Raw genomic sequence first — 12,337 nt, forward strand, 5'->3', positions numbered from 1 at the left:
ACGTCATGAGTTATCCTCTTTTCGCTTGATCATGATGTGAAGATCTTCCTCTTTTTCTTCGCGCACTGCTTTTTTTGTTTTTTCGATGGTCAGTTCAATTTGCTTTAGCCTTAATCTTCGTTCATCCTTCGCATGTGCGAGCTCTTCAAACTGTTTAATGAGACGCCTGAGCTCTCCCATTGCACGGGATTGGGCATTTAAAAAGGTGGCATGCCGATCCCACGAAAATTGAAACGAATATTCTTCTGTGCTGGTTTCTTGTTCTGGCTGAATGCCTTCTACTGTTTCTTCTAATGAAGAAGGCATGTATGCCGCCTTTTTCAGCTCTTTGATCATGTCATCTTGATCTGACACATACATGATGCGCTGCGCCCGAATAATGGCAGCATATTGAATTTGAATTTGATCCCAGATTAAATCAAGCGATGTACGCTCGGCCATTTTCTCCATGATTTCAATTGTTTCATCTGAAAGAAACTGATTGAAGATCGAGTGTGCCTGCTTTGACGAACCTTTTTGCCTTTGCCATCCGTATCGTCTTTTCCATGATTTCACGGTATGGATCGAGACATTGTAATGATCAGCAATTTGCTGGTACGTCATCCCTTTCATATAATCTTGCTTGGCTCCTATCTGTTTATCTTTCATTTACATTCACCTGCCGCCTCCTTTTAATTCGAACGATTTCCTGTGAAGGAATCATTTGTGTAGGGCTAGCAAACATCCGTTTGGTCTTTCTAACTATAGGTGGCAACTGTAAGACAAGTTTTGCTCCATTTATTTTGTAAAAGAAAAAACGCCTATTCAGCTGCTTCGAATAGGCGTTCTTGTACTTTTTTGGACATCTTTGTCCGAGCTCTCTCCATATGTTTTTGGACAGTTCCTTTTTTCACATCCAGCATAATCGCAATCTCGCTAAACGATAATCCTTGTGTTGTGTGCATGAAGAATACGTCCTTTTCTCGATCCGTTAAAACGGACAAGGCTTCGTCAATTCGTTTCTTGTCCCGCTCACTGAATTCTTTTTCATTTTCTTGGATGAGTGTATATTCATGTGATAAAGCCTCTAACACTTCTGGATTTGCCAGGATGGTGCGCTGATAGACTGAACGTCTGTCTAATCCTCTGCGTGCACCTGGCTGCCTGCCGATTTGAAGCCATTCCACGACGTATTCGAGATCGCTGACCATACTGGCGATAATTTTTTTATCATGCTTCTCTTGATCCGACAGCTGTTTCTCTTCTTTTTCTCTATATGGTTCATATCTTTTTCTAGCATCCTTTAATGCTCGTTTGTATTCGATGAGTAAATCTTGCATATTGGCTCTCTCCCTTTTTTAAGAAAATAAAAAACGGACACCAATCAGTCCCCTTTTCATAGGGTCTTGATCAGTGTCCGCAGGCTTTCCGTCTTGGACGTATTATGTTGTGTTGTGATCTAGCTGATTTTAAAACCAATCTCGTGATCTACTCTTGCAAAGTGACCTTTTGCCGTTTGAATAATGGTTTTTCCATGTTCAGGTACATCCAACTTATAAGCCGTTCCTACATTCCCATCTAACACGATGACTTGAATTTTTCCTGTTTCCATCTCACCGACAAATGTCTGGTTTTCTTGAATGAATAATTGTTTTGGCTCGTTCATATGCTTGTCTCCTTATTTGGTGAGGATTTCGTGCCATCACCTATCGTATTTAAAATGATTTCAATTCTTGGACGCATACTATAAAACTGGGAAACTCTTAAATCGACAATCTGTAGAGGGACCTTATCCGCAATAGAATGAAGTGCTTCTTGAATATGTTGTAGTCTTGGCTGAAAGATGCTGACGTGCACCGGGCGTATCAAACCTTTTTCTGCGTATGTACGCTTGTTTTGACAGTCAGCTATGTCAAGCGGCATGTCGTCAAATAAGCGAATCTCGAGTGATAGTGCGCCTTTTATTTTATGCGGGCATTGTGCTTTTGCAGCTGCTCGTATTCTTTTTATCAATGTATCTTTTGTTAAAAACTCTGCCTCAATGATAAAATGGATGACCATGTTAGGATCTCCCGTCATCCTTTTCAAACTGACGGATGTCTTGTTCGTTTTTACTCGCTTTGAGCAAGCATTTGAGGATTGTCATAATTTGCTTCCATCGTTTCACGTCGCCTTGATTCCTCCTTTTTTGCTTCAGCGACCTTTGCCGCCAAGAGGTTCATGTATGTTTGCTTATCTTCTGCTGTGGAAAAAACAAACACCGGTTTCTGGTGATGAAAGGTCATCCAACCGCCGGCTTGGACTAAACAAAGCTGCGCTTCCTTTCTGGCATCAAACGTCATCTGATGTTTCATCTTCTTCAAATCCCTCCAGACTGTCCTCAATCTCTGTTTGATATCCATAACGTTTCATGTCATATGACCAGTAGCTTTTTGGATATCCAAAGTCATTCATCTGCGCTACCATTGGATGTTCAATATTCATTTTGTTCGTCTCCCCTTTTCTAAGAAATGCTCTTCCTTCAGAGAATTACTCATTTCGTGTAACTTTTGGTCAAAAAAAAGCTCTTGAACACCCCTATTCAGCAGATCTGCAATATGCTTTGCGATTTCTAAGCTAGGCTTCGTTCTGCCCATTTCTATATTTGCATAGCCGCTCGTATACTTATATCCTAATTTTTTCGCCATATAGGTTTGTGTTTTTCCTTGTAATATGCGTTCTTCTCGTAAATGTTCAAGTTTCATCTTTCCACCTCTTACTCAATATGTGTAAGTTATATTCATCATGATAATATACACGAAACGAGTAAGTCAATCATTTTTTATTCTTTTTGTGTAATTATTTATCTTTTCCGTGTAATTCATGATAAAATTTACTCATAACATGAAAAAAGGTGTTTCCAATGGATAATTTGACTGGAAAGATTTTAACTGAATTAAGAGAGAAGCATGGATGGAGCAAGTCAACGGTTGCTAAAAAACTCGGATTAAAGGCGATGTCCACTTATGCAAATTGGGAATATGGCTTGAGAAAGCCTGACGGTGAGATGATTGTGAAAATCGCCGAGTTATATGGGGTCTCAACGGATTATCTTCTCACAGGTAAGGACAAAGGCGGAACTGATGCCGACCTTTCAGACGATCCTGATTTGCAAATTGCGTTTAAGGCTGCCTCCGATTTTTCCGAAGAAGCACGAAGACAAACCATCGATTTTATTCACTACATTAGAGAAAAAGAGAAGCAAAAAGGCCGTCAGCCAAAACAGCGAGACGACGATTGATGATCTCTTTTCATAAAGCTTTACATTGCTGGGATGAGCCCAGCTTTTTTTTATGCCTCTTTTTCCCCTAAAAAAGAGAAGGCATATGAATAATATATGGCAATTTTCACCATAAATACTCTTTTTTCTACGTAATTTTATTGACATATAATTCTATTATTAATAATATATGTATATACCAAAAAAAGGAGTGTTACCGATGAAAAAATTAATGAAAGCTTGTACATTGTCTTTAGCTGCTTTAGGTGCTCTTACGTTCTTCCAAACTGAAGGTGCTCATGCAGCTGCACAGCCAAAAGAACCAGTCATAGCAAAAGCTCCTATTATGAATAAAGTAATTACGTTGACCCGTACGCTTCCTGTAGGTTCTTCGATCGCCGTCTCTCTTCCAGCTAGCCAAATTACTGTGACGGGCGCAACTTATGCGATTCAATTAGATCAAACAGCTCCAAACTTCACTTGGATTCGTGCCGTACAACGTGGTTCAGTGACGGTTTCTTACTATAATTCACTTGGAGAACGTGTGATTAACTATATTACTGTTCGATAAGCCATATTGCTTTACATATGAAAAGGCGATGACTTCATGATCATCGCCTTTTTGTGTGTCTACATGTATATTCATAGACTTCATTTATCCAATGCTTGCCAACGACCATCTCTTATGTTAACTTTTAATAAAAATAAGTTAACATAATGAGAGGAGCTTATGATGGGAAAACAAATATCTTTGTCTTGGGAAGCGATGGCGGAGAAAGCGCTGAAAAATGAACGGATCACGCTGCAAGAAGGTCTAGACATTCTTGCAGCTGACGATAAAGAATTATTATCTATGATGCATGCAGCCTATCAAGTACGATTTCATTTTTTTCAAAACAAGGTGAAATTAAATATGATTTTTAACGCAAAAAGCGGTTATTGTCCTGAAAACTGTGGTTATTGTTCACAGTCGATCATTTCAAAAGCACCGGTTGAACGATATACAATGCTTGATCAAAAAACGATTGTGGCTGGCGCGCGTGAGGCGCTCAAGAGAAAAGCGGGGACTTATTGTATTGTCGCAAGCGGCAGAGCACCTTCTCACAGAGAGTTAGATGAGGTGACGGCAGCAGTAAAAGAGATCACTGAGACCATGCCTTTGAAGGTGTGTGCATGTCTTGGGTTATTAAATGAAGACAAAGCGAGGCGGCTGAAGGAAGCAGGGGTTCATCGGTATAATCACAATATCAATACACATCAAGATCATCATGCTCACATTACGACAACTCATACATATCATGATCGTTTGTCGACCCTTGAGGAGGTCAAACAGTCGGGCATGTCTCCTTGCTCAGGGATTATTATTGGGATGGGTGAAACCAACCAGCAAATTGTTGAAATGGCTTTTGCGCTCAGAGCCCTTGATGCGGATTCCATTCCAGTCAACTTTCTTCATGCAATCGAGGGAACACCGCTTGAGCATCAAGAACGAACACATCCGATCAAAGCATTGAAAGTGTTAGCACTCATGAGATTTGTCAATCCAACCAAGGAAATTCGAGTATCTGGAGGCAGAGAGTTCAATTTACGGACGCTTCAGCCGCTTGCCCTTTATGCGGCAAATTCCATTTTCGTAGGCGATTATTTAACAACAAAAGGCCAGCAAGTCCAAACGGATCATCACATCATTGAAGATTTAGGTTTTGACATAGAAGAATGTGCGTTATAAAAAAAGTCTGCCGGTGAATCGGCAGACTTTTGGCAATAAGATTAGAATCTTTTATGGAAATCGACAGTGCCGCTTCCTTCCTCACGGTCAAAGCTGCCAACAAATGTCCAGTTAATATAGCCGCCGTCACCATTGTTGACGAACGTACCATCTTCAAATACCCAAATACCAAACGTAATACCATCATATTCAACACTATCATAGTAGACAACATTGTTCAGTCCGCTAAAGTCATGATCTTGGCTTAAGTTTTGGACAACTACGTTATAGTTTTGACCTGCTTCATAGAAGGCACTGTACGCCGCATTTTTTACAAATCCATCACGATTTTGAGATGATTTTACTGCTTGTTCAATTTTATCGGCAATGGCTACTGGATCAATAGAGACACTTCCGTCAACACCTGTTGTCGTAGCAGCTTCAGCCGTTTGACCAAAAGTCGTAAGAGATAGAGGGGCAGCAACCATTGACGTAGCAATCATAGAACTAACAACAAATTTGCTTGTTTTGCTCATTATTTCTAACTCCTCCTTTAATTGGTATGTTTATGTACTACCCCTTCCTCTGTCTCTTAAACACTAAATTATGAAAAAACTTCTTTTTCTACCAATTAAGAGGGTGATTTTACTGTTTAAAAGAGCTGAAACAACAAAAAAACTACTCTTTTATAAGAGTAGTTTCAGATTGTTGACAAAGGGCTAAAATGATCTTTATTTTAGACCTTTGTCTTCTTTTCAGCTCAGCGTGTTTGAAAACCTTTGCAGTCTAGGAAGGACGAGCACCGGAGCGGAGCGAATTTGACATTCGTGAGCACCGGCGCGCAGACCTGACAACGAATGCGAAGGTTTGTCTACACGCTGAAACTACTCTTTTATAAGAGTAGTTTACAGCATTACATGAACAGGATAAATAAAATTACACCTAGGATAATTCGGTATATCGCAAAAGGCACAAGTTTGATTTTATTGATCAGTTTTAGGAAGAATCGAACAACAAAGAGAGCCACAACAAATGCACTCACAAAGCCGACGATAAAGAATGGCAGCATGTCTGTTGTTAAATATTCGGCATTTTTCACAAGTGTTAAGAAGCTTGCGCCTGCCATAATCGGCATCGCCATGATAAATGTAAAGTCAGCTGCAGCACGGTGATTCAAACCAAGAATAACCCCGCCTGCGATCGTCGAACCTGAGCGAGAGAAGCCTGGCCATAATGCCAAACATTGAAACAGTCCGATATAAAGCGCCTGTTTGTATGTCATGTTATCGACAGAGCTTGTTTCTGTTTTACGTTTATTGATCCAGTCAGCGACAAGCATCAGCACTGCGCCTAAAATCAAACCGACAGCGACTGTTCTCACGTCAAACAAGTATTTATCAATATAGTCTTCAAATAAGAATCCTAAAATGACGGCTGGGACGAGTCCTACTGCAATTTGAGCAATAGTCAGCTTATGCCCGCTGCGCTTTTGTTCTTCGGTGATATTTTTCTTTAAGCCTAACAAGTTCAAAATACGATCCTTGAACACAATCATGACAGCTAAAATAGAACCTAACTGAATCACGACTTTAAATGTGTTTGCCGCCTCTGGCGTAATGATTTCCTTTGATTTTAACCATAGATCATCGACTATGATCATGTGACCTGTAGATGAGACAGGTGCATACTCTGTTAATCCTTCGACAATTCCTAAAACCAGTGCCACGAATAAATCCCATAGATTCATGATTTTCTTTCCTTTCAATTCTGATCTTTTGAACAGGCCAACCATCTATGTCCACATAAAGACAAGCTTTCTTCATCGAAAGCTCGTCTTTATGATACTATATTTTTTTCAAAAAAAGATTATGACATTAAACCTTTTCTTCTTTGTACAAATTGGATCGCATTTTGAACCAATCAAACAAGTGGGTCGTGATGACCTTCAGGACGGCATATGTTGGAATCGCGACAATGATGCCGACTACGCTGAACAATTTACCTGCTGTTAATAGAACAAAAATAATCGTGATCGGATGGATATGAAGGTTTTTCCCCATGACCTGAGGTGAAATAAATTTCCCTTCAATGAGCTGAACCACTGTCCAGACAATGATGAGTTTTAAAAGCATCACTGGTGATGTCACAAGCGCAATCACAATCGCTGGTGTAATCGCAATCGTTGGACCAAGGTAAGGCACCACACTTGTACATGCCGCAATGATCGCCAGCAGCAACGCATAGTCAAGTCCAATAATCAGATAACCGATTAAAAGAAGAACACCAATACAGAAGCTGACAATGATCTGTCCGAGAATATAAGAGCTCAGGCGATGGTTCATTTCGTGAAGCACGATATGTGTATGATCTCTAAACTTATTCGGAATAAATTTCAGGAAATAGTCAGGCAATTTTTTACCGTCTTTTAATAAATAAAACAGAATGAACGGAACGGTCACGATCGAAATGATGATTTCGGTGAGCGCCCCTAAAAATGTCCCTACACCGGTAAAGGTGCTTTCCAAAATCTTCGTCGCTTGACTTGACGCTTTACTCACCAATTCAGAGACGTTAAAATTCATCGCTTTCTGCGCTTGATTAATAAAGTTGCTTCCCGTTAGTTGGCGAATCTGTTCTTCTACCGTATCAACATATTTCGGAAGGTTATGAAACAGACTCATCGTTTGTGCTTGTAAAAAAGGAATAATAGACACAATGGTCACTGTAATGATACCAATAATGACAATATATAAAAGCAAAATTGAAAAGATCCGTTTGACTCTAAACCTCTCTAACAAGTTGACAATCGGATTTAATAAATAATACACGACCCCCGTTAAAATAATCGGTAAGGCTATGGTTTTGACGAGTACAATGAGCGGTGTGAAAATAAAAGATGTTTTCATGAAAACAAGGATATTCAATCCGATTAATAGCAGGACGAGTAAAAAGAGAACAAACTTGTTATCAAGAAAAAATTTTCTAAATCGACTGCTCCACATTTGCATAGAATTCATATCGTTCCTCCAAACTCGGGCTATTTTATTAATAAATTGTACACTATCTGATCATGATATGGTGGTCATTGTTTCAGCTTTTTTTCCCATTTCGCAATGGACATCGCCCATATAATGAGAATCGGCTGTCCAATAAGCCTTATCCATAGCAAGGCCTGATCTGTGCTTTTTTGACCTGGAAATGGAATTCCCTCTCGTGCAGCAAATAAGTTTGCAGGGAAAATGAGTACAAGATAGACAGCCATGATTTTTGCTGCTGCAATCCTGACATTTGGCAAAAGCAGCAAGACAGCCAGCAGCCATTCAAGGCATGCAGTCGCATAGACTATCACATATGGAAATGGCCAGCCTGGCATCATACGGGCAAAGCCGCTCGGCTCTATCACATGAAAAATACCGGCTGCTATGAATAAAAGCGCAAAGACGTATGTACTTCCTATATGCAGGGTGCGCTTCATGTTCGTTTCCTCCTCTCCCTTCTATCAGAGTATTACCCGAATGAAGGAAGAAACTACCCACTTTTCGTACATTTATATCCTTTATGTAAGACGCATCAGCCTATATAAAGGTTTCATCCGCTCTTCAATAAAAAGAATGTTCTTTCATACAAACGCTTTCAAAGGATGTATAATCAGAGAAAAGCAGAAGGAGGGAATGACATGATTCGATTTGCTGTCATCGGAACGAACTGGATTACAGATCGATTCTTACAGGCCGGTGAAGGAGCAGCTGATTTTACATGTACAGCCGTCTATTCACGGTCCGCTGAAAAAGGCCAGGCATTTGCCGAAAAATACGGGATTGATACAGTTTTTACGAACTTACATCAAATGGCGGAAAGTGATGCGTTTGATGCCGTGTATATTGCAAGTCCAAATGCCCTTCATAAGGAGCAGGCCATGTTGATGATGGAGCACCAAAAGCACGTTTTATGCGAAAAACCATTCGCCTCTCACCGAAAAGAAGTGGAAGAGATGATTGCTGCAGCGAAAAAACATCATGTGTGTTTAATGGAAGCGATGAAAACGACATTTCTGCCAAACTTCCTGCAAATCAAACAGCATCTTGATCAGCTCGGGCCCATTCGGCAAGTGGTCGCTCATTACTGTAAATATTCCTCAAGATACGATGCTTACCGAAATGGCGAGATTCCAAATGCTTTTAAGCCTGAATTATCGAATGGTTCTTTAATGGATATCGGTGTGTATCTTGTCTACCCGGCGATCTATTTATTTGGTCTGCCGAATCAAATCACCGCGAGAGGCTATAAGCTTTCTTCTGGTGTAGATGGGAGCGGCTCTGTCCTTTTACAATATGACGGGCATCAAGCACTCCTTTTCCATTCTAAAATTTCAACGTCTCATTTATCTGCGGAAATTCAAGGAGAGGACGCCACGATGGTGATTGATCAATTCCACCGTCCTTCGCGTATCACGATCCACGATCGTCAAGGACATCAAACCGATATCTCTCTCAAAGATGATCAGCCAGCCATGTATTATGAAATCTGTCATTTTATTGAGTGTATTCAGCAAGGAATGGGTCAGTCTTCAGTCAATACATTTGCCTTATCTGTTCAAACCATGTCCGTCATGGACGAGGCGAGAAGACAAATGGGTGTGATGTATCCTGCCGACAGACAAAATGAATGGGGCATGAAATGATAAACAAAGGGCGAACATGATGTGTCTGTTCGCCCTTTGTTTTTTGTTTCGGATCCTTTGTTTATGTTGCCGCTAACACATCCGCAAATGCTTTCACATATGGAGGGAGATCCGGCGGACGTCTGCTCGAGACGAGGTGGCCATCTGTGACGACTGCTTCATCAAACCAGTCCGCTCCAGCATTTGTCATATCATCTTTAATACCAGGTGTACTTGTTACTTTTTTGCCTTGCAGGATTCCTGCTGAAATCAGCACCCAGCCAGCGTGGCAAATTTGCCCGATTGGTTTTGCCTTTGCATCAAATGAACGAACAATGTTTAACACTTCTGGATAACGGCGCAGTTTATCTGGTGCCCATCCACCAGGGACAAGCACAGCATCATATTCATCCGCTTGAATGGAATAAAAATCTGCATCAGATACAGCCGGCACACCGTATTTTCCGATGTACTCATGATTTGCTTTTTCTCCTACAAGATGCACAGTTGCCCCTTCTTCTCTTAAACGCAGAACCGGATACCATAGCTCTAAATCTTCAAAATCATCACTGACAAACGCAATGATCTTCTTATCTGATAAACGCATAACATCTCTCCTATTCTTTCGATTTCCTCTATTGTACGAGATGACCTCTTAAAAAGAAAAGCGGTTCCCCTTGAGGAGAACCACTTGATCTTATTCGCTGATCTTGAATTTTTTAATTAAATCACGTAATTCTTCCGCCATTTGGGAAAGAGTCGTAGATGAAGAACTAATCTCTTCCATAGAAGCAAGCTGTTCTTCAGCAGATGCGGCGATATCTTGGATGCTTGCTGAACTCTCTCGTGATACATCTGCAATTTCATTCACCGCTTTAGAAATTTGCTCTGATCCTTTTGAAAGCTCGCGTACTGTTGTATTCATTTCATTGATTCTTGTTGCGATTTCCGCTGTTTGCAGATTAATTTGTGAGAAGCTTTCTTTCGTTTGATCTGTAATGGAAAGACCATTCTTCACTTCTTCATTCACTGATTTGAACATATTTTGAGATGTTTCGATTTCAGATACGATTTCTTTCACAAGCTTTTCAATCTCTTTTGCTGAATCCGATGATTGAACTGCAAGTTTACGCACTTCTTCTGCGACAACAGAGAAGCCTCTGCCTGACTCACCTGCACGTGCTGCTTCAATGGCAGCATTGAGTGCAAGTAAATTCGTTTGATCCGCAATGCCGTTAATCACGCCTAGGATGTTTGTGATATCTTTTGATTTATGCTCCAGCCCGTTGATCACCCCTTCAGCTTCTTTCACTGAATGGTCGATCGTCTTCATTTGGCCAACGGTTTGCTCCACAAGCTGTCCGCCTGATTCCGCAACTGTTTTTGATTGAATAGATGACGCTGTGATGACATCAGACGTTTTTGCGACTTCGTTCAATCCTTCGTTCATTTGTTTTAAATGAGACGCACTTTGTTCCACCATTTCGCTTTGATTTTCGTTGCCATTTGAGAATGATTCAATAGATGATGTAATATGTTCAGTTGCTTTTGTTGTTTGACCTGCACTGGCCGTCAGTTCTTCAGATGAAGAAGCCACGTTTTCAACAGATGTTTGTACAGCTTGGATGACATCTCTTAATGACTCACTCATTTCATTAAAGCTTGTGCCTAGCTGTCCAATTTCATCTTTTGACCGGACATCAATTTTTTCTGTTAAATCTCCCTCACTGATCTTCCTTGAGGAAGAGACAAGTATAGAAAGTGGTTTTGTAATGGAACGGATGATCAAGAAGATCAGAATCCCGCCAATGATGAGCGCGCCTGCTAAAATGATAGCGGCCATGTTAAAGACTGGCTGTGCAGCTTCTTCTACTTCCGTCACAAACATCGTACCGACAATTTTCCAGCCAGTCGCTTTGTTTGTGGTGAACTCCATTTGCTTTTCTTTTCCTTCAAACATATAACTCATAGAACCTTCATCTTGTGAATAAAGCTTTTCTAGCCATTCACCAGATAATTTGGATCCAGCTTTTTTCGTTGGATGGGCAACAAAGGTACGATCCGGACTTCCGATAAAGGCATAGCCTTGTTTCCCAATGTTTATGCTATTTGATTCTTTTACTAGATTCGCAATGTCTAGGTTCATTGCAATGACTCCTGATCCGTCCTCTAACTTTTTAGAGATTGTGACCACAAGCGTACCGGTTGAAGCCGTTGGATACGGTGCTGAAACAGACAGCTCCCCGTTTTTCGCCCAGCCGTCTTTATACCAATCCCGCTCCGTTGCGACATAGTCAGCAGGCATTTTTTTATTAGGATATCTTGAAAACACTTTGCCATCACTTGAAGCGACAAAAATGCCTTCTGTGTCATCATTCATACTCATGAACTGCTCAAAGCGCCCTTGAATATCTGTCGTGCCTTTTTGCTTAAGCTTTTTCTCCGTGATCCATTTGCTAAAGAAATCGGCTGCGTCTGTTTTCACTTTCACAACCTTCGTAATATTTTTATCTAGCTGCTCTACGTTCTCCTTGGCGCTTTGCATGATTTGATCATTTAAAGAGGTGCTCGCCGTATGATATGAAGAGAATGCCAATACAATGATTGGGCATAAGAGAATAAATAAGAAAGAGAATACGAGCTTTTTTGAAATAGATGGCTTCCTGAAATACTGTATGAATTTCATAAAAAAGAAAACTCCTTTTAGTAAGATAGTATATATATCGGAAGT

The 12,337-nt window shown here is 40.6% G+C and carries 17 protein-coding genes; 4 read left to right on the plus strand and 13 right to left on the minus strand.

Translation table 11 applies throughout. From position 1 onward, the window contains the following. Positions 1-3: 3 nt before the first annotated feature. The 7 genes from terS to MHH26_RS12835 all read right to left on the minus strand — a co-directional run bounded on the left by terS (position 4) and on the right by MHH26_RS12835 (position 2,723). Positions 4-648 (minus strand): phage terminase small subunit, encoded by a 645-nt coding sequence (gene terS, locus MHH26_RS12805; RefSeq protein ID WP_307500152.1) that lies wholly within the window; start codon positions 646-648, stop codon positions 4-6. A gap of 152 nt (positions 649-800) precedes the next feature. Continuing rightward, on the minus strand, positions 801-1,319 hold the full coding sequence (locus MHH26_RS12810; protein WP_307500153.1) for a sigma-70 family RNA polymerase sigma factor: 519 nt from the start codon (positions 1,317-1,319) through the stop codon (positions 801-803). Between the two features lie 119 nt (positions 1,320-1,438). After that, on the minus strand, positions 1,439-1,645 hold the full coding sequence (locus MHH26_RS12815) for an XtrA/YqaO family protein (protein ID WP_034659753.1): 207 nt from the start codon (positions 1,643-1,645) through the stop codon (positions 1,439-1,441). Next, positions 1,642-2,040, minus strand: coding sequence for a hypothetical protein (locus MHH26_RS12820; protein WP_034659754.1), 399 nt, complete (start codon positions 2,038-2,040; stop codon positions 1,642-1,644). The genes MHH26_RS12815 and MHH26_RS12820 overlap by 4 nt, the downstream gene beginning before the upstream one ends. A gap of 50 nt (positions 2,041-2,090) precedes the next feature. Continuing rightward, complete coding sequence (locus tag MHH26_RS12825; RefSeq protein ID WP_307500154.1) at positions 2,091-2,333, minus strand: hypothetical protein; 243 nt, start codon at positions 2,331-2,333, stop codon at positions 2,091-2,093. Next, the gene (locus tag MHH26_RS12830) at positions 2,311-2,463 is read right to left on the minus strand and encodes a hypothetical protein (RefSeq protein ID WP_164847178.1); all 153 of its coding nucleotides are present in this window, start codon (positions 2,461-2,463) and stop codon (positions 2,311-2,313) included. The genes MHH26_RS12825 and MHH26_RS12830 overlap by 23 nt, the downstream gene beginning before the upstream one ends. After that, positions 2,460-2,723, minus strand: a complete 264-nt coding sequence (locus tag MHH26_RS12835) for a helix-turn-helix transcriptional regulator (RefSeq protein ID WP_034659755.1) — start codon at positions 2,721-2,723, stop codon at positions 2,460-2,462. The genes MHH26_RS12830 and MHH26_RS12835 overlap by 4 nt, the downstream gene beginning before the upstream one ends. A 158-nt stretch (positions 2,724-2,881) precedes the next feature. On the opposite strand from MHH26_RS12835, the gene MHH26_RS12840 reads away from it, so the two are divergent. The 3 genes from MHH26_RS12840 to bioB all read left to right on the plus strand — a co-directional run bounded on the left by MHH26_RS12840 (position 2,882) and on the right by bioB (position 4,967). Then, positions 2,882-3,259 (plus strand): helix-turn-helix domain-containing protein, encoded by a 378-nt coding sequence (locus tag MHH26_RS12840; RefSeq protein ID WP_307500155.1) that lies wholly within the window; start codon positions 2,882-2,884, stop codon positions 3,257-3,259. Positions 3,260-3,458: 199 nt separating this feature from the next. Beyond that, positions 3,459-3,809: a hypothetical protein gene (locus MHH26_RS12845; protein WP_034659757.1), complete on the plus strand. Its 351-nt coding sequence runs from the start codon at positions 3,459-3,461 to the stop codon at positions 3,807-3,809. A 162-nt stretch (positions 3,810-3,971) separates the two neighbouring features. Further along, positions 3,972-4,967 carry a biotin synthase BioB gene (gene bioB, locus MHH26_RS12850; protein ID WP_340973613.1) on the plus strand — a complete coding sequence of 332 codons (996 nt, stop codon included), beginning with the start codon at positions 3,972-3,974 and terminating at the stop codon, positions 4,965-4,967. A gap of 41 nt (positions 4,968-5,008) precedes the next feature. Here the strand turns inward: bioB and MHH26_RS12855 are convergent, their stop codons facing one another. From MHH26_RS12855 to MHH26_RS12870, 4 genes are all read right to left on the minus strand, one after another. Then, entirely contained in the window at positions 5,009-5,482 is a 474-nt protein-coding gene (locus MHH26_RS12855) for a stress protein (RefSeq protein ID WP_340973614.1), read from the minus strand. 377 nt (positions 5,483-5,859) lie between these two features. Then, positions 5,860-6,693 (minus strand): undecaprenyl-diphosphate phosphatase, encoded by an 834-nt coding sequence (locus tag MHH26_RS12860; protein ID WP_034660680.1) that lies wholly within the window; start codon positions 6,691-6,693, stop codon positions 5,860-5,862. A gap of 127 nt (positions 6,694-6,820) precedes the next feature. After that, the gene (locus MHH26_RS12865; protein WP_034659761.1) at positions 6,821-7,963 is read right to left on the minus strand and encodes an AI-2E family transporter; all 1,143 of its coding nucleotides are present in this window, start codon (positions 7,961-7,963) and stop codon (positions 6,821-6,823) included. Between the two features lie 65 nt (positions 7,964-8,028). Beyond that, entirely contained in the window at positions 8,029-8,421 is a 393-nt protein-coding gene (locus MHH26_RS12870) for a DoxX family protein (protein WP_095285853.1), read from the minus strand. 201 nt (positions 8,422-8,622) lie between these two features. On the opposite strand from MHH26_RS12870, the gene MHH26_RS12875 reads away from it, so the two are divergent. After that, positions 8,623-9,627, plus strand: coding sequence for a Gfo/Idh/MocA family protein (locus MHH26_RS12875; protein ID WP_307500156.1), 1,005 nt, complete (start codon positions 8,623-8,625; stop codon positions 9,625-9,627). A gap of 61 nt (positions 9,628-9,688) precedes the next feature. Here MHH26_RS12875 and MHH26_RS12880 read toward each other — a convergent pair whose 3' ends face one another. After that, complete coding sequence (locus tag MHH26_RS12880; protein ID WP_340973616.1) at positions 9,689-10,213, minus strand: type 1 glutamine amidotransferase domain-containing protein; 525 nt, start codon at positions 10,211-10,213, stop codon at positions 9,689-9,691. A 90-nt stretch (positions 10,214-10,303) separates the two neighbouring features. Then, positions 10,304-12,292 (minus strand): methyl-accepting chemotaxis protein TlpB, encoded by a 1,989-nt coding sequence (gene tlpB, locus MHH26_RS12885; protein ID WP_034659765.1) that lies wholly within the window; start codon positions 12,290-12,292, stop codon positions 10,304-10,306. Between the last annotated feature and the right edge of the window lie 45 nt (positions 12,293-12,337).

It is taken from the genome of Bacillus sp. FSL K6-2839 (assembly GCF_038003365.1).
GTDB lineage: Bacteria > Bacillota > Bacilli > Bacillales > Bacillaceae > Bacillus.